This is a genomic window from Rhodococcus sp. USK13, from assembly GCF_018343855.1.
In the GTDB taxonomy this organism is placed as follows: Bacteria; Actinomycetota; Actinomycetes; order Mycobacteriales; family Mycobacteriaceae; genus Rhodococcus_F; species Rhodococcus_F oxybenzonivorans.
Window position 1 is genome coordinate 5,478,425 of sequence record NZ_CP069242.1, and the last position, 19,239, is coordinate 5,497,663.

Genomic DNA, 19,239 nt, shown 5'->3' on the forward strand with positions numbered 1-19,239 from the left:
CCGACTGACCTCGAACGCCGGCTACACGATAATCGACCGCGTCAGCCACTCGGGCAGTGAGAGCGACGTGGCACCGCGCTCCTCCGAACCGTGCAGACGAGACCGCGGCAGCGAATCCATGAGTTCGAACGCAGTATGCAAGCACACTTTCAGCCGACAGGCATCCGTTGCCGTCGCCGTGCAAACCGTTCGGACGGACGAACCCTCGACGACATCGGCGACGACATCACTCCTTGGATGATGGCCTTCCACCAGTATTGATTTCGCCCCAGTAATCGGCGAGCCGGCGACGAACTCTGTGCGGCCACGCCCGCGCCCCAGGTTCTCGGCCACCAGCTTCCGGAACTGCCTTTCTGCTGCCTCGCGGATCGGATCACCCACGCCGGGGTAGTAGCCGTAACGGCGTGGAACGAAACTGTGAAGTTGTCGAAGGCAATGGACGATCAGAGTTCGAGTTCCTCGCGGAACGCCGCCAACTCTTCCTCTGGAGTGCTCACGCCACGAGCAACGCGGCGCGCAGCCGCCTTGTCGGCTTCGGTGACGGTGCCGCCGGCAAGACGAACCCCTGCAGCTGCGAACCGCACCGACTCTTCGACACCGCGTGATGCGGTGGGTGTGGTGGCGATGTGTGCAGTGGTCATGCAGCCCAGCCCCCTCCGTGCCATACGTTCGATCGCTTCCATCACCGTACAGAGAGATTTCTATATATGCAGCTCAAAGGTATTTTCCGTGACGCAGAAGTCATCGCCGGACGGCAATGCCCCACGCCCGGGGGCTACTCGGTGTAGCGCCACACGGCGATTGTCAGTGGTAGGGCTTGGTCCAGGTCAGGGCGTATCACCACATCGGTAGCCTCCCCTCGTCCACGTCACTTCGACTGCCTGTAACCGCACCAGTAGGGGGCCGTCACCGGGACGAGCTCGGCGCCCAGTGAATGCTGACCGCAGCCAGTGCTTCCCTTTGACGCGGTCACGGTGCCCGACCAGGCGGGAGCCCGAGTACTCGCCCGTGGCGTGGCCCGGTGACCTCGGCGTCGACCCCGAGCGCTCGGCCGAACTCGCGGTTGCCGGGGCTCGCAGCAGGCCTGAAGGTCGTCGGCCAGGCGATGCGCATCCCAGCCGTACACAGTCCCAACCGTACGCAGGTCGACCTCTCTCCACGGTGAGAAGCAATTGGACAACGTCGTGGACCGTGGACCGTGGACTGGATCGGATGCGCGCCGAGTGCCGGGCCACTCCTGTCGCGGGCGCCCCACACTGGCCACGTCGGCCGCCGTGGCGGCTCAGGACAGAGGGCTGCGGGGGCTGATCGTCACAGCCGGGGTTCCCTTGGTGTCCAGCCGGGTTTCGAGGAGGTCTCGGATCTGGATGAGCAGGTCCGTTTCGCTGGCCTTCTTGTCCCCTGGTTCGGTGACGAACCGCTTCTTCGCGGCGTTGGCCGGGACGATGAGGATGAAGTAGACGACCGCGGCGATGATCACGAAGTTGATCACCGCGGTGACGACCGCGCCGAGGTTGACGAAGGTCGCTGGGTTGTCCGCCAGAAGTTGGTAGCCCCACCCCAGCTCATTGCCGCCGCCGGCCACCGCGACGAGCGGGTTGATCACGTTTTGAGTGAAGGACGTGACGATGGCCGTGAACGCGGCGCCGACCACGACGGCCACAGCGAGGTCGAGGACGTTCCCTCGCAGCACGAAATCTTTGAATCCTTTGAACACGGGACGCGCCTTCCGTGAATTGGTGGTTACACATCGATCAGGCAGGATGCGCCGCCGGAAACTAGGGAACGGGACCGGGCATCACCGCAAATTCGGATGTTACTGTTTCACGGGTTTGCACACATCTCAACTCGAGAAGTAACGTCCAGCTACATTTCCGTTAACTACCCGATGGAGTCCGAATGTGGGCCCGACGCAGTGAAGGCGGGCGAGATGAGTAATGTGCGAGGTCGCACTCTGAAACCTGTTCCCGAGACCGGGGTGCGGACCGTGTTCCGCACCATCCACGGGTATCGGCGGGCGGTGCGCATGGCCGGGGACGGTCCTGCGCTGTTGTTGCTGCACGGTATCGGTGACGACTCGTCCACCTGGGCCGAGATCATCCCGCACCTGGCGAGCACGCACACCGTCATCGCCCCCGATCTACTCGGCCACGGCCGGTCCGACAAGCCGCGTGCCGACTACTCCGTCGCGGCGTACGCGAACGGGATGCGCGATCTGCTCGCCGCCCTGGGCGTCGCCCGTGTCACCATCCTCGGGCACTCTCTCGGCGGCGGGGTCGCGGCCCAGTTCGCGTATCAGTTCCCGCAGATGGTCGATCGGCTGATCCTCGTCTCCGCCGGTGGCGTCGCGAAGGAGGTCCATCCCCTTCTCCGGCTCAGCTCGGTGCCGGTTCTCAACGAGGCCCTGAAACTGCTGCGCCTTCCCGGCGCACTGCCCGCCGTGCGGCTGATCGGCACCGTCCACGATCAGATCCGCGGCACCGGCCTCCCACTCGGTGCGGCGCTGCACGACACCGCGGATCTGACTCGTATCCTGGCAGGGCTGGCCGAGCCGACCGCTCACGCTGCCTACCTGCGTACCCTGCGTGCGGTGATGGACTGGCGCGGGCAGGTGGTCACGATGCTCGACCGCTGCTACCTGACCGAGAACGTCCCCGTCCAGCTCATCTGGGGCGATCGGGACGTCGTCATCCCGGTCGATCACGCGTATCTGGCCCATGCCGCGCTGCCCGGTTCGCACCTCGAAATCTTCCGCGGCGCCGGTCATTTTCCCTTCCGCGACGACCCGGTGCGGTTCCTGCGGACCGTCGAGACGTTTCTGTCCGCGACCCGCCCGCTGGAATTCGACCCGACCACCTGGCAGAGGTTGCTGATCAACGGTCCGACCGAGTACGCGATCACCGGCACCCCGGCCACCCGGGAAGCTTTGTGTGAGGCGATCGAATCCGACGAACGCAGCGCGACGTGACCCCGACCCCGAGGTGGGCCGACCATCACGCGGCACAGCGAGAAACTGCAGTCCGCATGTTCGGGGACCGCCGCCTACCCGCCCTCCAAATCTTCCGCACAGCCCAGATGCCACCAGGGCGGCGATCAGTGGCGAACAACCGGCCCGGCCAAGGCGGCCGCACCAACACACCCAAACCGCGGCGACGACGTACACAGTGACCGGCCACCGCATTCCATCCCGTGTGATCATGCGGATGGTGCCCACGAGTCAGGTCCCGGTGTCCACGCGCAGCCGCGGCAGCATCCGGTGCACCGCACGGGCATCGCGGCGCCGCAACGACCCCTCCGCCAGCAACTTCCGCACCGCCTCGACCACAATGGCGGGAACGGTCACCTCGTGCTTGACCGCCCCACCCAGCGCTTCGATCAGCGCCTTGTCGACCTGACCGGTCTCCAGCGAGAAACTCACATGATCGAGCGTCCGCGCCGGCAGTACCGGACGCAACGCAGCAATCACCTCACGCGCATACTTGTTGGCCCCCTCCATACCTCGAGTGTGACAGACAGCTCCGACAGTCGCAGGTCCGATTACTCCCCCCGCAACACAGAAGGTCACGTGTAGATAGGCTTCATGACGTGTCGTTGCTGCTGCTCGACCTCGACAACACCCTCATCGACCGTACCGCCGCATTCGGTACCTGGTGCGTACGATTCGTCGCACAGTTCGGCGGCGGCGCCCAGGAGGCCCAGTGGTTAATCGGGGCCGATCGGGACGGTTACCAGCCACGGCGCCAGCTCGCCGAGGCGATCCGTGAGCGCTACACGCTCACGCGATCGACAGACTCGATCGTCGAGGCTCTGATGGAGCACCTGGCCGACATCCGCGTCCAACCGAACGTTCTCGACGCACTCACTGCCGCGTCCGCCGCCGGGTGGACCCCCGTGGTCGTCACCAATGGGGACGCACGCCAACAGGAGGCGAAGCTCGCTCTCTCGGGTCTCGACCGGCACCTTTCCGGATCGGTGATCTCCGGAGCGGTCGGGGTCCGCAAACCCGACGCGCGGATCTTCCGAAAAGCGGCGGCAGCGACCGGAATCGGCCTCGACGGAGGCTGGATGGTCGGTGACCACCCAGTCGCGGACATAGAAGGCGGACGGGCCGCCGGCCTGTCCACCGCGTGGATCACCCGTGGACGGCAGTGGGACACGTCGATCCCGCCGCCGACGCTGACCGCCCGATCCTGCGCAGAAGCGATCGCCCGCATCGTCGGCGGACAATCCCACTCACATCGCCTCCCGTCTCGACCTGGCGCGTGACCGTCTCCGGGGCGCGCTGACAACGCCGGGAACGGTTCCGGTCATGGGATTGTCCGTCGACAGGTTCGACCACACCCATCAATTGCCATGACGTAGATACGAGCGCATCGTGGTTACGCCGCGGTGCTGGGAATGCATGTGGAAATTCGGGGCCGGCCGAACCGCCCTCCGCTTCGGGAACCAAATGCGCACGGCCGCTACCTTCCGCGGTCCGCCGACCACGCAGCCAAACGGAATCGCCGTCGGCCACGCGAGTACAGGCTGCTCGCGGACTCGGCTCTGCGCCGGCTCGTGCAACGCAAACTGGACCTGCACTTTCGCATCCTGTGGATCAACCACGAACCCGAATCCGGCGCCGGTGGCCGGCGCCCCCACACCCAAGCTGACCAGCACAACGACACCACCCGAACCCCAAGCCGACTACGCAGACCCCTGCAGCGCCGCCCCAGCACCCCTGAGCGGACCTGGAACCTCAAGCCCCATCGCCATCGCGATCACCACCGGACCCAGCCTGCAAGTTCACGTCGGCCTCAGCGACTCTGTCGCCACCTACCCTGGCTCCACCTCGAGCCAACAAGGCGGACTGGGACCCACCAGCGATAGCTTCGCAGGCAAACAGGATGCCGCACTCGAGACCGTCACCGACATCGATGGTGACGGCACACCCGAACTCATCCTGTGGACAGGTGAATTCGCTGACCACAACGAATTCCAAGTCCTCACCCTGAATCGGACTTCACTCACACCCGTCGATGGCCCGCTCTACAGCAAATGGGGCAACCGCGACATATGGAATACCTACGCCACCGCCGGCGGTGACTACAGCTACAGTCGGTGCGCTCCAAAATCTCCGGGAACAATCACCCAAATCACCGGCATTGACTTCGGTCCCGCACGCGAATGGACTACACCTACCGCGCCGCCAGTTGGCAAGAAGGCGCCACACGGGAAAACCTCCCGACTCCGGGCCACGCATTCGACAACACCCACTTCGACTGCCCAGCAGAAGAAACACGCATTGCACGCACTCCCACCGATGACATCACCCCATTCGACAGCACACCCACCAATGACACCCCATGGCCCTCACTGCCGCCGACCGCCCGGAAGCTCACCGCTGCCGGAATCATGTGCGACTTCATCGTCGCCAACAGCAAATCCCTTCCAGTGATCGTCCTGCACGGTGAGGTCCACTGCCCCACCGCTTTGACGACCGCCCAGCACTACATCAACAACCTCGCCCAATCACAAGGCCAAGGACATTTCCTGACCATCGACAACTGGACATGCTCCTGGCCCAACGTCGAGGGACGCAGCCACGCCATGTCCTATCACCACTGCGAGGACACCAACGGAAACACGTTCAAGATCGGCAACTGAATAGCGACTTCCACCCTGCGCTCCAAAGGAAGACAGCCCGACTGCCTCGAGGACCGCTGCCGAAGAAGGGCCCGCACCCTCGAGTGCGGGGCAATGGGAGCGGCCTCCGGTTGCCCTCGCAAAATCCACCGCACGAACGGACGCTATCGCCTTCCCCCGCACCTCGGTTGGATAGACATTCGGCATAAGGATCACCTTCCCAAGAAAGCAGGTGCGCATCAGACCCGGGACGATTCACTACTTTGCGCCCGCCTCCAAAATTCACGGAGGCGTGGTCAGACGAGATTCCGCCGACCGGCGGCCCGCCCAACGTGGCCGACGCCGATGATCATCGGCGTCCCCACGCACAGCCCTGCTACCACGAGTCCGATCCTCGCCCAATCCGATTGGGCGTGGCTCCACGCGTAACCGAACAATGCGACGGCGCCGAGATACACCGCTAACCCGCATACGGCTGCGACCAACACCGTTGTACGCCGAGACCGTACATCGCTGTTTTTCACAGGTTCATTTCCGTCCATCGGCGTCCGGGTTATATGACGGATAGTCCTGTATCCCGCGCCGAGGACGGCGCGGGGGGTCGCCGGTGTCGAGGCCGCCGCTGATAAACGTCACAACCCAATAGACAAAGCACTTTCCGAGCCACTTAACGTATTTCCAGAACACAACGCATCCCTACCCAAACATCGAATTCCATGCATTGCCGATGGAATGACCGACCGCACCAACCGCGTCATCAATGGTGCCCTTGACTCCGTCCGGAAGCTTGCCGTAGGCCCACCGGGTCCCGTAGTACGCGCCCATCCCGACCCCAGCAGCCACCAGGGCCGGAGCGATGCCCGTACCCAGGACCGCGGCAGTGCCGATCGCTGCGGCGGCACCGACTGTGCCTGCGGAAATGGCCTCACCCGGGGCGACACCACTGCGGATATCCATATACATGGGACTGTCCGGTAATCGGTTGATCTGAGTCTGGCCGACACGCCGAGCTTGCTTGGCGGGAAGGCGGAATCATGACCGAGACACTCGATCCTATGGATCAGACGAAGATCGATCACCAGAAGTTGGCGCAGCAACTTCTGGCGCAGGCCAACGCGGACGGCGTGGAACTGGTCGGACCGAACGGACTACTCAACCAACTCACAGCGAACGTGCTCGAGACCGCTCTCGAAGCAGAGATGGAAGAGCACCTCGGCTACGAAAAACACCAGGTCGAAGGGAGAAACGGGGGGAACTCCCGCAACGGCAGACGAGCGAAAACGGTGCTGACGGAGATCGGACCGGTCGAAATCCAGGTACCCCGTGATACCGATGCCTCGTTCGATCCGCAGATCGTCAAGAAACGACAGAGACGGCTCACCGGTGTCGACGAGATCATCTTGTCGCTCTCATCGAAAGGCCTCACCACAGGCGAGATCGTCGCCCATTTCGACGACGTCTTCCCCCGCAGGCGGGAGGTGCCCCCAGGCGCCTCGGTGTCGAGGGAGACGATCAGCAAGATTTCCCCGAGCACTGCGTGCAGGGAGGTGGGGTCCGATCGGGGTGCCCGGGGTCACGGTGACGGTCTCGACGGGCCCGCCAGCAGATGTCTGGTACGCCATGAGGGTGTGTTCTCCGGGCGCGGTGGGGGTCCAGAGCGAAAACGCGTGGCCGAGGATGACCGGTGAGTTGTAGTACGGATCTATGGTGTCCCAGATCAGTTCCTGGGGGAAGAACGTCGAGGCACGGTTGTAGTCCACGATCGACACGCTTCGCTCTATCGGAGTGGAGGTTCTGGCCACCACGAGATACGTGCAGCCGGACCCGTAGGAAGCGGGGCGTTGCTCAATCCCGGGAGCACTGTGACATCGGTGACGTCGGCCAAGGCCGTCGGTGCGGACCACATCGAAGCAGCACTACAGAGGGCCACCACCGACAAGGTGCGCCGGGCAATTCGCGAGAGGCTCATCCCGGGAGGTCAGCGTTCGAGGCGCATCCGTTACATGCCATCACGATGCTAGTGCGCCACCATGATTTTCGACTGCCGATAACGGAGGCTACGTCCGAAATTGAGACATCCCTGTTTGTCTGGCTAGCCTCGATCTTTGTCGGATGACGGATTGTCGTGTCGGATGACAATGCAGTTGAGACATTGACGGCGATGTGAGACTCGGTGACACGAATCTGGGAGGACGCGGCTGCTGGCCTGTTGTGAGACCCGGGCCTCGGCCCCATCTTAGGTGTCACCCGAACGGCGAACCGGTGAGGAACCTGTCTTCGTCTCAGTTCATCTGTCACTCGTAGACACTTCGGTGCGCTCGCCGGCGCAGGTTACCGACTTCCAGATAAGTGTCATTCGATCTCACGCGCGTTGCCATCCAACAAGCGAGGCGTCTAGCTCAGGCGGCGCTCATGGTCTCTCGATCGGTGACATGTTGGTCAGTGCGTCGGGTCGCTGACTATGTGGACCGGGGGAGGTGTCCATTCGCCGTGCAGGGCAGAGTTCTTGGGTTGGTACATCCGCAGCGCGATGAAGAATGGGCCTGCTGGGCATGGAAGCCATTCGCCCACGGCTGGTCTTTCGTTGCTGATAGTTATGGTCATCGGGTATGCGGCGGCGTCTTCTTCTCGGCCTGAAGTGCCGACTGAATGTTTGCCGGCTGGTGCGGCGTACAGCCATCCGTTCAGGTCGTAGAGAGTGATACTCCAGAAGGCTTTGGCGGGCGGCGGATCTGTGAGGTGTATCTGATAGCTGTGGTCGGAGCCATTCAACTGGTCGCGGTTTCGGTCGTAATATGTGTTGTACGAGCAGTTTTCATCAACTACGTTTGCTCCAAGGCCAACAAAGTTCATGACCGCGCGTGCAAGGAAATTGTCGCCATGTGTCCCTTTGTCTAGGACACGTGTCCATCCGCTTCCGATCGGTTCGCCGAGTTGGGGTCGCGATCGCGCGAGTAAACTCATGGCGTCGGAAAAGCCCTGGGCTGCGCCGCGGGCGGCTGCGGCATCGAGCTCGCGAAGTCCGCTGCTGGATATGTCGGGGTTGCTGATTCCTAGGATCCGAAATTGCTGGACGTGGCTTTGGTCGTTTCGCGGGTGACCGTTGATGCGAAGCGAAGTGTCCAGGGCGGACAGGAAGCTCTGCCACGACGTTTCTACTTCCTCTTGGTGGATTATCGGCCAGGACCGATTTGTGGTTACCGCATGATCTGTGCTGATCGTGACTTCATCTTGAAGCTTGTGTACGACGGGGAGGTCGCCCGTGCCGAAGACCTGGATCCTCATCAACACCCACATCAGCGGTGTGGCTACGCGGAAAACCTCGACATCGGCCGGCGTCGGGCCCTGCCAATCTGTGGTCATGACCGCGAATCGCTGCGGCGCGTCAGGGTAGGTGCGACTGCTGATATTGCTGACATTGCTATACGCATCGAGAAGCTGAAGTGTGTAGTAGCGCTCTCCAAAACTGGGCAGATCGATGAAGACGGGCCCGTCGGCGAGGTCCAGCCACCCGTTCGAGTAGAGGGTGTCGACGTTGGGCACGCGAAATGCCTTGTAAGTCGAGTCCGCGATCTGCCGGTCATGGGCGAAAGTATTGAGGCGCCAGGGCTCTGCCGGTGTCTTCGGTGCTGAGGTCGAGCACATGCTCGCGTACTGGTAGACGCTTGGCAGGCCGTAGATCACGGCCTGCATCATCGCGGTACGACTCAGATTCTCATGATCATCGCCGTCGTGGGGAACGATGTCCGCTCGCGCAGATGCTGATAGTTGCGTTGCCTCGGTCGGGTCGTAGCTAGATCGAGCAAAGGCCATGAGCCTGGTTACTCCTTGCCTAATGAGTGATTGACATCACTCTGTTCACGTAGCATGGTAAACCTACCTGAGTTCACTTCACCAGACCAGTACGATCTTGAGAGGTTCCCTTGAAGCACTTCACTAGGCGGGTTCTAGGTACGGGTATGGCTCTTGTCCTGGCAAGCGCGGCAGTGGCATGTAGCAGCGGTGGCGGTTCGTCGGTCGTGGAGGGTAGTTGGGACGAGGTGCTCGCGGCGGCCAAAAGCGAAGGTTCGGTGATGCTGTACTCGGCGCAGCACCCCAAAAACCTTGAAGCCCTGCAAGCTGCGTGGGCTCAGAAGTATCCAGAGATCACGTTGGAGTTCGTACGCGGAACCGACGTTGACCTCATCCCTCGTATCGACGTCGAAAACCGCACCGGCAAGGGGACGGCCGACGTGCATATCACCACTGATACGGCGTGGACTGCCAGCGCGTCCGACAGCGGTGATTACTCAACTACACTGCTAGGTCCGAGCTTTGACAACCCAGCTTATGAGCCGGATGTCAGCATCAAGAACGATCGATTCTTCTTGACTACCGCCGCGACCTTCGGCTTGGGATGGAACACGACCGTCGTTCCGGAGGGGATTCAAGATCCAACGGACGTCTTCGACCCCAAATATCAGGGGCGGGTGGGCATCGTCAAACCCGTGGGTATCGCTTCGTATGTCGACTTCTACGACTTCTACAATGAGAACTTCGGAGACGATTTCGCTGAACGGCTGGCGAAAATGAACCCCCGGATCTATCCGAGTGCGCTGGGCGTTGCTCAAGCTTTGACGTCGGGGGAAGTAGTTGTTTCGCCCATGGTGCAACCCCTTGTTCGCGAGCTGGAATCGGGAGCACCAGTGAACTGGACACTTCCCAAGCCATCGTGGGGTACGCCGTTCTACGGACACGTCACCAAGGCTGCTCCTCACCCCAACGCTGCCCAGGTACTAGCCGATTTTCTAGTCAGCGTCGAAGGGCAAACCGCTCTGGCTACCGCAACAGCGACCGCCTTGCCCGACATACCAGGTGCAGTCGCAAACGCCCACGAGATACAGTCGCCCGATCCGACCGAACTTACCTCGGAGTACGTCGAAAAAGCGTCGCGCGAATGGGAACAACTCTTCACATAAGTGGTCTCACAGTCCCAGGTGAACGCCGTGCGATCAGTCGTACGGCGCTCGGACTGGGAAGATCACTGATCAGATCTCATAGGGCGACGAATCCGGCGATCAAGAACAAGGCGACCACGCCACTGACTGAGGTCAGACCGGCCAGCATCAACGCAGCAGCACCGGGCGCCAGTGCCAGGTGGATACAACCATCATCGGTTACCGCCAATCGCGGTCGTGTGTTTCGCCTCCTGAGATAGAGGATCGCTACCAGCGTAAGTGCGAGTGCTGCAAGCATCGACGCGATGGCAGTAAGGGCAGCAGTCGAAAGCGACATGCACACCCGTGCGCCGGCGATAGCGCATAGCGCCAATGCGCACGACGTACGTTCCCATGCCAACAACGTTCGCTCGAGTTGCAGGCCGCCGTCGTCGAGCGTAATGAACAGCGGTGCGCAAGTGGCTGGTTTACTGTCCTCGGACCGGTGCGGGATCACTGAAACACTGACCACAAAACCAAACCGCTAGCACCGATTACAACCAGCGCAAGCGGCAGCGTCCCCCGCGGATCGGGCAGCGGCGTACGTTCGCGCATGCTGCGTTCGGCCCTCGCCCAACCGCACCACGCTTGCACTGGCATACCGATCGAACTACCCACAAGGGCAACCGAAGCCAAAACGCTAGCGACTGAGTGATCTCCAATCTCGAACGCCTGAATCGCTACTCCAGTTGCCATCAGGGCCAGAGAAGTACGTATCCACGCGAGGTAGGTGCGCTCATTCGCGAGACTGAATCGCACATCAGGCTCTTCGCCTCTGTCATACACAGCTCGCGGAAACCTCTGGGATGCCACTCGCTTCGCCCGCTTGACCATTTGTTCTCCCGCAGTTTGATCGGCGCCGCAATGCAGGACAGTGCGGCCTGTCACCTCATTCACCGCAACTCTACTTGAGTTCAGTTTAGTATCGGACTCGAGGCTTATCACCCACACTCCGTGAACAGAAGGACTTGTTTTGCCAGACCGCGCATTTGGTTCCATCGGCCTCGACGAGGCGGCCCGATCTCTTCAGATCTGGGGTTTTCCGCTGATCTTTGCTCAACGGATTCGGCTACGGTTCACGAACCCACTGGACCCGGACGCTGCTCGACCCGAGACTTCTGCCGGCGCTCCGCTGAACACGATGGGCCATCAACGCAGACTGTCCGATCACACCCTCACTGCAGGGGTAGCGCCCAACGTGGACACGCTCTACTCGTTGGCATTCCTCGACCTCGACGCCGGACCGTTCCTGCTGACGATGCCGAACTTCGGCGATCGTTACTACAGTGTCCAGATCTGCGAATCTGATACGACAACACGAATTGTCCTGGGCCAGCGCACCTCAGGTCCTCAGCTCCCCCCGATACGCATTTGTCGGGGTGACCCATCTCTTGCCGACGGCAAATCCGAAACCGCCATCAAATGTTCAACCCGCTTCGTGATGGTCGCCATACGAGTGCTGGTACTGCCGGAAGACCCGGAAGACACGGCACTCGCGCGCGCACTCCAGGAACAAATACAGCTCACCGGCCCTTCTATGCCTTCGCGAGCCGCGTCCGAATCCCTGACGGACCTGGTTCGCAGGGAACGGAACGCGGAGATCGTTGACCCCGCTGGCTTCCTCGACTCACTGCAGCATGCGATGACCGCAATCGCACCCGATAGCATCCCATCGACAGTCGTTGAGCAAGTCGAGTGTCTTCAATGTTTGGTGCGCGACACCACCTCGGTCGAGTGGCGCGCCATCTCGGACGGACTGAATGCCGGGCTTGATCAGATCGCTCAACACGTCAAGACCCTTGGCGAAACCAGGAATGGATGGGCGCTCAATGAACGCGGCGCCGACTTTGGCGGTGACCATCTCCTGCGAGCCGCAGTCGCATACTCGCAGATCTACATCAACCCAGCCATCGAAGCCCTTTATCCCGTCTGTGAAGTAGACGATCAAGGCCAACAACTCAACGGTGCCCACGCCTATATGATCACGTTCGAACCGGACGATTATCCTCCAGCCAAATACTTTTGGTCGCTCACGATCTATCACAAAGCCGGCTTGCTCTATGGCAACGAGCTAGCCCGGTATGCGATCACCGACCGCACCCCCGGATTGGTGGAAGGCGCGGACGGGCGACTTGAAGTATGGATCCAAACTGAGCGCCCTCATGAACCCGAACGCAATTGGTTACCTTGCCCTCCCGGTGATTTCAGGCTGATGCTGCGCCTATATGGACCAGATCAAACCGACTGGGCACCCCCTCTGGTAACGCCCCGTGTAGCTCAATGATCGGCACTCCGCGCGGCGGCTGTCCTCGCGCCACACCGGGCGTACAAGACATCAGTGACGGGCCGCTTCCAAGAGCACATTGCGATCGCCAGGTGGATCGACCCTGAGCTCGCGATTGCATCTGCCGGCGGCTACTCGGTGATAGGTAGCAGTGGGATTCGCGTTACGTTCTGTCACTGGTGACGAAACATGCTGCGCCACACCGATATTTATGTTATGTCAACTAGAGCGCCGTGTCTTGCAACAGACGGCCGATCACCGTAGCTGCGTCGCCGACTTGGCCGCGCCCCGAAGTCGGCCAGCGGCCGATCCGAGCCACACGGGCGGGATCTTCCCGGCCGCACTCCGGGCATCCCGCGCACCAGCCGCGAGCCTGACTGCGGACCCAAACCTGCGCAGGTGGAGTCCGACCGGTTCCCGAAGTCGGAACCCCGCGCCTCGGATACGCTGGAGTACTGGGGTTTTCGTCACAGGCGACTGGAGGTGCGGCGCCACACGGTTGCCGGCGGCTCGTACCAACGCTGACCACCGTCGCGATCGATCAGGTGTCGTCCCATTCGAGGCCGAGCAGCCGCATCGCATTCCCCAGTTCGGGATCGTCCGGCCTGACGGGAGCAGACTCGAGTGCGGTGAGGTGGGGGCTGATCGGTGGGTCGCCGGGGTGTTCGTAGATCGCCCACAGGCGCAGCCCGTCGCCGTGCCGGGAGTCGAACTCCACCCCGGTGACCGGCTGGCCGTCCGGGTCGGTGAGGGTGTTGATCCACTGCGAGATGGCCTGCGTGAGCGCGCGTGGGCGACCGTCGCGGATCGCGGCCCCGTCCAGGTCGTCGAGTCCGTGCCGGATCGCGGCGGCCCGGAACCCGGCCCGCAGGGTGGCCAGGGTCTCCGGGTGTCCGGGCAGGGCGAACCATCCCGTCACCGCGCCCCGGACGGCGAGGCGCGGGGTGCACCAGGACCGCGGCACCAGCCCCAGCGGGAGGCTCGGGAACGCGGCCTCGTCCTCGTCGTCGACGACGATGTCGTCGAGTTCTGCGGTCATCTGCGGGCTCGGTCGGGCGAACGCAAGAACTTCGAGGAAGCACGCAAGTCGGCTGGCGCCGGTGTAGAGGGTGCGCCACACCCCGTTCGGGTCGTCCCACCGGCCGGTGAACCGCCCATCGGTGGCGTACTCCCACGGTGTCCACTCCCACGGCGACGGGGCGAAGCCGACCCGATGCACCTCGGTGCCGTGGCGGTGGGCGCAATACACCGGCCCGCGTGCGGTGCGAACGGGGGTGGAGTCCGGGTCGCTCATCCGACGGCAGCGAACTGCCGGGCAGCGGCGAGCACCTGAGGTCCGATGTCGGCGAGTTCCCCCTCGCGCAGCAGCAGCGCCGGTGCCCGGTCGTCGAGGATCGGGTTCAGGCCCTGGAACCAGGCCTGCGCCACCGCCGGGGTGTCGCGGGCGGTGATCAACCGGGCGGCGCGGTAGGCGATCCGTAGCCGTTCGACGTCGGTGTCGTTGCCGATGGTCCGGGTTCCGTCCGCCCACTGCCGCACCGCGCGGGTTTCCTTGACCCGGCCCAGGTACGCGACCAGCTTGGCGCCGAGCAGCTCGCGCAGGGCGGTGACCAGCTCCGGCTGGCTCATCCGGGCGGCCTCGTTGTACGCGGCGAGATCCGGTCGCGGGTGTGCGGTTGTCATGGCAGATCCACCTCCTGATCCCAGGATAAATCACAACCGACATCCCCACCACCGTCAACTCGACTCACTGCGCGGGCAGCAAGCGAGGCCCCCACCGGGTACGCCGTCTCCGCGACGCACCGGCGGGGGCTCGTCGGCGTCGTATCGGTCTCGGCGGTCGCGCAGCCGTGTGCGACGTCGGGTCGTTGCCAATGACGAATCGGCACGTGTCGGACACCGCACCCTTACCCGCCCCGGTAACAGCACGGAACCAGGGAGGAGGCCGGCGCGACGACACCAGCCACCGGGGCTGCCCCACGCTTCCCGGAAGGCCCTCCCTACTCCTCCCCTGGCGCTCGAACAGCTGGTCCTGATCGGGTGCGCCGCAGCCGATCCGGGTGTCTGAACGGGGATCCGCGCCGTCGAGGGCGCCGAATCATCCCTCATCCTGTGGTAACTATGCCGTCGTGGCGTCACAGCGTTATGGCGCTATAACACGTGCTGCCGGGTTAGTTGGCTGATTGCCAGCGGTCCCTGCCATCGGAACCCGGCGCGCACACCATCGGGACACCCTTCTTGGAGACGCCGGTCCCACCGGAGCAGAACGAGCCCGGATTCCCCTCTTTCGGGCCCGACGCTGCAGGCGGGGTATACGCGGGGGCCGGCGGGGGTACATACGCGGGCGTCGTGGCATTCCCGCGACATCCACTGCGCCTCGTCGCAGACCAGCACCCGAAATCGTTCGGAGAGCACGTCCTTGAGCAGCCGGTCGAATTCGATCGGCTCCAGTGGCGGGTGCGCCACCGATCGCGAGGGCGTCGACGAGGGTGTGGCGAATGTCGCGCGGCGTCGGTCGGGCCCGGAACAAGCGGATCCGTACCCCGGCCCCGACCAGCCCGACCATCCACTCGGCGATGTAGTACCTGTTGCGGCCGAACGCGTCGCCCTTGGTGGTGATCTTGCGGTTGCGGCGGTCGTCTTCGAGGGTGAACATCCACAACCGGGTCTCGTCGGCGTCGTGGATCGGGGTCGGATCGCCGTCCCAGGACTGCATCGGAGTCCGATCACCGAGCTCACCGATGCTGTGCTCGGTGTTCCACCACTGCACCCACGCCAGCACCTCGCCGGTGAACGCCTCGAACGACAGGGCGGGCTGACCGGGATCGACCGGGGCGCCGCTGATCCGGGTCTGCCCATAATGATCCTGAGCTGCGGAGATGCCGAGGTGAGGGCGTCCTACCGACATGAAATCTGGAAACCGAACTGCTGTCCGCATGGGGCTCAATCACGGTCCGAGTGCAGCGTTGTGCGGGGTGAGGATCGCACCCAACAGGTAGTGCCCGTCGGCGGAGTCGAGCGCGATCACGCCTCCGACGGCAGTGACGGCGGGGTGAGTGTGTATGGCCGGGTCATCGGCCAGCATCCAGGCGACGGTGTTCTCGTCGTGCCGTGGCCGGTATTGCACGCCATCGACATCGGGGTTCGCGGCGAGGATCGCGGCGACCCATCGGCGGGTGTGCAGATACCCGGAGGGGTCGCACTTGGACAACCAGGCGCCGGCGTTGATCCGGGACGCCCCGGTCCCGGTCAGATCCACGACCTTCACCGTGCGGGTGGTCCGCACTTCACTGAGGACCCGGCCGGCGATCTTCGCCCGCGGGATCAGCCGCGGGGACTGGTCGACAGGAAGGTTGCGGCAGAGCGTCTCGGCGACCGCCGCAGCGGGGCTGTCACCGAGGTCCAGGTACGCGTAGGAGCCGTCGAGACTGTCGAACCGGCCCCCAACCCTGACGCGGGGCCGGGCGGTGGGGTTCAACTCCGCGGCGCCGCGGGCGGCGCTGTGGATGCGCCACAGCGAGGTATCGGCGGGAATGGTGGTGATCAGGGCAGCGGGCAACGGTGTGGGTGGATCCGGGTAGGTCACGCGGGTTCAGTCCTGCGTCAGGTCGTCGGCCATGTCCCGCAGATCCTGCTCGTGCCCACCGTCGGCGGCCAGGGCGGCCGGGGATCGTGGGTCGTTGGCGAAGTCGGTCGGGCTGAGCCACCAGGACGCCACACCCCACGGGTCGTCCTTCGCGCCGAGGGCCCGGTTGATCTCGGCGACGATCGGGCGGACCTGCCGGCGTTCGGCGTCGAACTGGAAGGCGGGGTAGAGCTTGTGCCCCGATACCGGCAGGCCGATCACCGTGCCGGCTGCCGACAGGCGGCTGGCAGTGTTGCGGCTGGTGGCCGCCTTCCCCAGGACACGGCTGACGGCGGTGGAGTCGAGCATCTCGTGCTGGTCGACGATCGAGTTCAGCACGGACGCGACGATCCGCGTGCGGGCCACCGCCGCGGCGGCCGGGTTGGCAACCGCACGCTCCTGTTGACGTGCCAGCGCGGGGCTCATCGACAGCAACGCCGTCACATCGTCACGGACAGGACGCAGGGCCGGCCGACGGGAGAACTCCTCAACCAACAGCTCCACGAGGTCCGGATCCGACAAGGCATGGATCGAGTCGCGGGCACGATCACGGTCGACGAGCATGTCCACCACCTCCATTTGTGCCAATAGCGTACCGCGTACCGCGCGTGTCGCGATAGAGGCGTGCGGAGGGCCTCGACACTCGCCCTCTCAACGCCGATACTGCGCCCCCTCAGCCGGTCCGGAACATGCGCCCCACCCTGCCGCGCCAGCATGAATCGGCATTCGCACTCAGCGAACATCGCGGGAACCGCCTCGGCCCCGCAGACAACAACGAGCCTTCGCTCGACAATCGAGCCAGCACCGTCCGCCCGTCGGGCCTCGGCGAATGTCCACGGCCACGGAGTCCGGCGGTCGACGCACTTCAGCGGCCGGCTAAGGGGCATGAAATTACTTAGCAAAAAGAGTTAGCACTCCCACGATACGAGTGCTAAATTTCTTATGGGGTCTTCGTCACAAGCGGAGACCCTCGACCGAGTCGCAACCCTCGACCACCGAAACTGCTTCGACAACACCGTTCCCGTTGCGCCCGAACAGGTCTTGACGACGCTTCCGGTCTCGTCAATCCTATGTGCCCCATCGACCCGACTCGTCAACCGTGAGAAGGAGGATCATGACCGCCGCCGTCCCCGACAGCCCCGGTGCCGACCACCGCATGTGTTCCTCCCTCGAAGACACCGGGATACGGAAACAGCATGAGTCGCGGTTGCCCGCCATGTCGATCGCCCTCGGGGCGCTGTCCGTGGCGTCGTTCTGGGTGGTCGGACTCGGCTTCGCCTTGGGGGTGGCCGCGGTGGTCTGCGGCGCCGTCGCTACGTCGCGGTCCGCAGTAGCGGACGACGAGGCGGCATCGTTGCGGGCCCTGCTGGGTGTCGTTGCCGGCGCCGCGGGGATCACCGTCTCCGCGATCGCTCTGTTCCCCGTGCTGGCGCAGTTGTAAACCGCGAACACGACATCGTCATTCTTGGTCGCCATCCGGGCCTACCACACCACACCGGCACCGCTGCCCCTCTCGACCACATGTCGACGGCAGGGTGCGGGTGCTGTCGTCAACGACCTGTATGTCAGCGCCATCGCCCCCGGGACACCGTGTTCGATTTTCCTCGCTTACGGCCTGTCAATGGACACGAGGAAGCCCGGGCCGGCATCCGTGCCAACCAAATGGTGGCCACACGTCAGCTAGCGTTCACCGACGGTCACTGACCTGGTCGACGAGACCACACACCAACGCGATATCGGCGTCGAGGGCGGCACCCGTCAGGACTGAACGTGAGCTCGCCGGCGCCGATGCCCGCGCTTTACGTGCCCCCACCGCCGCCGGGGTATGGGCATTGGCGGCCGCCGCCTATCGTCAAAGTTATGTCGTGGTGACGTCGGGTGGGTCGGGAAGATCGACGTCGAGAACGAAGTCGAGCCAGATGATCGCGTCGGCCAGAGTGTCCACGCGCAGGGTGGTGTCGAATTGTTGTTCGGCGATGGCGAGTAACCGTTCCCCGGCCGCGACTTCTTCGGCGAGGAAGGCCGCTACCGTCTGCAGCACCCAACGCTCCGATGCCGCCAGGTCGTCGACGTCGACATGCGTCCCGTCCGTGAAGTGAAGGTCGAGGACGAACCGCTCCCCGGGCCCCGCGGCGCCCAGACGAGCGGTGATTACGCCGACGATGGCGTCGACAACCCAGGCCAGCACATCACCGTAGTCCGGCTGACCGTCGGTCGGCTGCGGTTCGGCGCACACTCGGGAGATCTCCCGCGAGAACAGGGTGGCGTCACGGTCACCGACCAGTTTCATCAGTCGACCACCCAAAGCTGCAGCCGACGGGCTGTGGGGACGACCTGCCTTCGATCCCATACCCAAGAGTGCCCGATCCCGGGCACCAACACCCAGTCGAGTCAACGTGCACGCTTACTGGCCCGAAACGGGTCGTGCCGAGCCGGCTCACCGGTTCAAACAGCAAGTCGGGTCAGCCGCCAGCCACGGCGTGCGGCGATGAAACCCGAGACGGCCCCGAGAAGTGCACTGAGAATCAGGCCGGCAGCGAGAAACGGCATCGGATCCACCGAGTCCATGTGCGCGGCGCTTCCTCCGGCGCCGAGTGTTTCGTAGCTGCCCACGTAGAAGTGCACCGGGTACGAGAGCCACCAGGAGAACAGGCCGATACACACCAGGCCCGCACCGAGACCGAGGGCCGTTCCGATCAATGTCAGTGTCCGCACACGTTCAACGTCGC

At 63.7% G+C, this 19,239-nt stretch carries 21 protein-coding genes and 1 pseudogene; 7 read left to right on the plus strand and 15 right to left on the minus strand.

All coding sequences use genetic code 11. The features are described 5' to 3' along the window. Positions 1–21: 21 nt before the first annotated feature. From JQT59_RS27705 to mscL, 3 genes are all read right to left on the minus strand, one after another. Positions 22–381: a hypothetical protein gene (locus tag JQT59_RS27705; protein ID WP_213572775.1), complete on the minus strand. Its 360-nt coding sequence runs from the start codon at positions 379–381 to the stop codon at positions 22–24. A gap of 62 nt (positions 382–443) precedes the next feature. Next, complete coding sequence (locus JQT59_RS27710) at positions 444–641, minus strand: antitoxin VbhA family protein (protein ID WP_249353874.1); 198 nt, start codon at positions 639–641, stop codon at positions 444–446. A 641-nt stretch (positions 642–1,282) separates the two neighbouring features. Beyond that, positions 1,283–1,717, minus strand: a complete 435-nt coding sequence (gene mscL / locus JQT59_RS27715) for a large conductance mechanosensitive channel protein MscL (RefSeq protein WP_213572776.1) — start codon at positions 1,715–1,717, stop codon at positions 1,283–1,285. Positions 1,718–1,930: 213 nt separating this feature from the next. Here mscL and JQT59_RS27720 point away from each other — a divergent pair, with 213 nt between their 5' ends. After that, a complete protein-coding gene (locus JQT59_RS27720) occupies positions 1,931–2,968 on the plus strand; it encodes an alpha/beta fold hydrolase (RefSeq protein ID WP_213572777.1) in 1,038 nt (345 codons plus the stop codon). 249 nt (positions 2,969–3,217) lie between these two features. On the opposite strand, the gene JQT59_RS27725 is transcribed toward JQT59_RS27720, so the two are convergent. Beyond that, positions 3,218–3,496: a hypothetical protein gene (locus JQT59_RS27725; protein WP_213572778.1), complete on the minus strand. Its 279-nt coding sequence runs from the start codon at positions 3,494–3,496 to the stop codon at positions 3,218–3,220. 89 nt (positions 3,497–3,585) lie between these two features. Between JQT59_RS27725 and JQT59_RS27730 the strand changes: the two genes are divergently transcribed. Continuing rightward, positions 3,586–4,266, plus strand: coding sequence for an HAD family hydrolase (locus JQT59_RS27730; protein ID WP_213572779.1), 681 nt, complete (start codon positions 3,586–3,588; stop codon positions 4,264–4,266). Positions 4,267–5,166: 900 nt separating this feature from the next. Then, positions 5,167–5,646, plus strand: a complete 480-nt coding sequence (locus JQT59_RS37245; RefSeq protein ID WP_249353876.1) for a hypothetical protein — start codon at positions 5,167–5,169, stop codon at positions 5,644–5,646. Between the two features lie 675 nt (positions 5,647–6,321). Here the strand turns inward: JQT59_RS37245 and JQT59_RS27740 are convergent. Then, positions 6,322–6,588 carry a hypothetical protein gene (locus JQT59_RS27740; protein WP_213572780.1) on the minus strand — a complete coding sequence of 89 codons (267 nt, stop codon included), beginning with the start codon at positions 6,586–6,588 and terminating at the stop codon, positions 6,322–6,324. Between the two features lie 71 nt (positions 6,589–6,659). Here JQT59_RS27740 and JQT59_RS27745 point away from each other — a divergent pair. Further along, positions 6,660–7,151: pseudogene (locus JQT59_RS27745) on the plus strand (transposase); the annotation flags it as partial. A 913-nt stretch (positions 7,152–8,064) separates the two neighbouring features. On the opposite strand, the gene JQT59_RS27750 reads toward JQT59_RS27745, so the two are convergent. Further along, entirely contained in the window at positions 8,065–9,438 is a 1,374-nt protein-coding gene (locus JQT59_RS27750) for a DUF1254 domain-containing protein (protein ID WP_213572781.1), read from the minus strand. Positions 9,439–9,584: 146 nt separating this feature from the next. Here JQT59_RS27750 and JQT59_RS27755 point away from each other — a divergent pair, with 146 nt between their 5' ends. Then, entirely contained in the window at positions 9,585–10,583 is a 999-nt protein-coding gene (locus JQT59_RS27755; RefSeq protein ID WP_213572782.1) for an ABC transporter substrate-binding protein, read from the plus strand. A gap of 76 nt (positions 10,584–10,659) precedes the next feature. On the opposite strand, the gene JQT59_RS27760 is transcribed toward JQT59_RS27755, so the two are convergent. Then, on the minus strand, positions 10,660–11,073 hold the full coding sequence (locus JQT59_RS27760) for a DUF202 domain-containing protein (RefSeq protein ID WP_213572783.1): 414 nt from the start codon (positions 11,071–11,073) through the stop codon (positions 10,660–10,662). Next, positions 11,055–11,600, minus strand: coding sequence for a YidH family protein (locus tag JQT59_RS37785; RefSeq protein WP_317756774.1), 546 nt, complete (start codon positions 11,598–11,600; stop codon positions 11,055–11,057). Before JQT59_RS37785 ends, JQT59_RS27760 begins: the two co-directional genes overlap by 19 nt. Positions 11,601–11,742: 142 nt before the next feature. Here JQT59_RS37785 and JQT59_RS27770 point away from each other — a divergent pair, with 142 nt between their 5' ends. Beyond that, positions 11,743–12,885, plus strand: coding sequence for a DUF1214 domain-containing protein (locus tag JQT59_RS27770; protein ID WP_249354672.1), 1,143 nt, complete (start codon positions 11,743–11,745; stop codon positions 12,883–12,885). A 541-nt stretch (positions 12,886–13,426) separates the two neighbouring features. Here JQT59_RS27770 and JQT59_RS27775 read toward each other — a convergent pair. The 5 genes from JQT59_RS27775 to JQT59_RS27795 form a co-directional block, all read right to left on the minus strand. After that, on the minus strand, positions 13,427–14,179 hold the full coding sequence (locus tag JQT59_RS27775; RefSeq protein ID WP_213572785.1) for an RES domain-containing protein: 753 nt from the start codon (positions 14,177–14,179) through the stop codon (positions 13,427–13,429). Further along, positions 14,176–14,568, minus strand: a complete 393-nt coding sequence (locus tag JQT59_RS27780; protein WP_005564217.1) for a hypothetical protein — start codon at positions 14,566–14,568, stop codon at positions 14,176–14,178. Before JQT59_RS27780 ends, JQT59_RS27775 begins: the two co-directional genes overlap by 4 nt. Positions 14,569–15,028: 460 nt before the next feature. Next, on the minus strand, positions 15,029–15,793 hold the full coding sequence (locus JQT59_RS37255) for a hypothetical protein (RefSeq protein ID WP_249353878.1): 765 nt from the start codon (positions 15,791–15,793) through the stop codon (positions 15,029–15,031). A gap of 39 nt (positions 15,794–15,832) precedes the next feature. Beyond that, on the minus strand, positions 15,833–16,471 hold the full coding sequence (locus JQT59_RS27790; protein ID WP_213572786.1) for an RES family NAD+ phosphorylase: 639 nt from the start codon (positions 16,469–16,471) through the stop codon (positions 15,833–15,835). A gap of 6 nt (positions 16,472–16,477) precedes the next feature. Further along, the gene (locus tag JQT59_RS27795; RefSeq protein WP_249353880.1) at positions 16,478–17,089 is read right to left on the minus strand and encodes a hypothetical protein; all 612 of its coding nucleotides are present in this window, start codon (positions 17,087–17,089) and stop codon (positions 16,478–16,480) included. A 535-nt stretch (positions 17,090–17,624) separates the two neighbouring features. On the opposite strand from JQT59_RS27795, the gene JQT59_RS27800 reads away from it, so the two are divergent. Continuing rightward, complete coding sequence (locus JQT59_RS27800; RefSeq protein WP_249353882.1) at positions 17,625–17,951, plus strand: hypothetical protein; 327 nt, start codon at positions 17,625–17,627, stop codon at positions 17,949–17,951. Between the two features lie 417 nt (positions 17,952–18,368). On the opposite strand, the gene JQT59_RS27805 is transcribed toward JQT59_RS27800, so the two are convergent. Together JQT59_RS27805 and JQT59_RS27810 are read right to left on the minus strand one after the other, a co-directional pair. After that, positions 18,369–18,800 (minus strand): hypothetical protein, encoded by a 432-nt coding sequence (locus JQT59_RS27805; protein WP_249353883.1) that lies wholly within the window; start codon positions 18,798–18,800, stop codon positions 18,369–18,371. A 155-nt stretch (positions 18,801–18,955) separates the two neighbouring features. Beyond that, a complete protein-coding gene (locus JQT59_RS27810; RefSeq protein ID WP_213572788.1) occupies positions 18,956–19,225 on the minus strand; it encodes a hypothetical protein in 270 nt (89 codons plus the stop codon). Positions 19,226–19,239 lie beyond the last annotated feature (14 nt).

Excerpts from the sequence above, each read along its gene's own strand:
- JQT59_RS27710 (WP_249353874.1), bottom strand. The coding sequence starts at position 641 with ATGACCACTGCACACATCGCCACCACACCCACCGCATCACGCGGTGTC.
- JQT59_RS27720 (WP_213572777.1), top strand. The coding sequence starts at position 1,931 with ATGAGTAATGTGCGAGGTCGCACTCTGAAACCTGTTCCCGAGACCGGG.
- JQT59_RS27725 (WP_213572778.1), bottom strand. The coding sequence starts at position 3,496 with ATGGAGGGGGCCAACAAGTATGCGCGTGAGGTGATTGCTGCGTTGCGT.
- JQT59_RS37245 (WP_249353876.1), top strand. The coding sequence starts at position 5,167 with ATGGACTACACCTACCGCGCCGCCAGTTGGCAAGAAGGCGCCACACGG.
- JQT59_RS27740 (WP_213572780.1), bottom strand. The coding sequence starts at position 6,588 with ATGTATATGGATATCCGCAGTGGTGTCGCCCCGGGTGAGGCCATTTCC.
- JQT59_RS27750 (WP_213572781.1), bottom strand. The coding sequence starts at position 9,438 with ATGGCCTTTGCTCGATCTAGCTACGACCCGACCGAGGCAACGCAACTA.
- JQT59_RS27755 (WP_213572782.1), top strand. The coding sequence starts at position 9,585 with ATGGCTCTTGTCCTGGCAAGCGCGGCAGTGGCATGTAGCAGCGGTGGC.
- JQT59_RS37785 (WP_317756774.1), bottom strand. The coding sequence starts at position 11,600 with ATGGAACCAAATGCGCGGTCTGGCAAAACAAGTCCTTCTGTTCACGGA.
- JQT59_RS27770 (WP_249354672.1), top strand. The coding sequence starts at position 11,743 with ATGGGCCATCAACGCAGACTGTCCGATCACACCCTCACTGCAGGGGTA.
- JQT59_RS27775 (WP_213572785.1), bottom strand. The coding sequence starts at position 14,179 with ATGAGCGACCCGGACTCCACCCCCGTTCGCACCGCACGCGGGCCGGTG.
- JQT59_RS27780 (WP_005564217.1), bottom strand. The coding sequence starts at position 14,568 with ATGACAACCGCACACCCGCGACCGGATCTCGCCGCGTACAACGAGGCC.
- JQT59_RS37255 (WP_249353878.1), bottom strand. The coding sequence starts at position 15,793 with ATGTCGGTAGGACGCCCTCACCTCGGCATCTCCGCAGCTCAGGATCAT.
- JQT59_RS27795 (WP_249353880.1), bottom strand. The coding sequence starts at position 17,089 with ATGGAGGTGGTGGACATGCTCGTCGACCGTGATCGTGCCCGCGACTCG.
- JQT59_RS27800 (WP_249353882.1), top strand. The coding sequence starts at position 17,625 with ATGACCGCCGCCGTCCCCGACAGCCCCGGTGCCGACCACCGCATGTGT.
- JQT59_RS27805 (WP_249353883.1), bottom strand. The coding sequence starts at position 18,800 with ATGAAACTGGTCGGTGACCGTGACGCCACCCTGTTCTCGCGGGAGATC.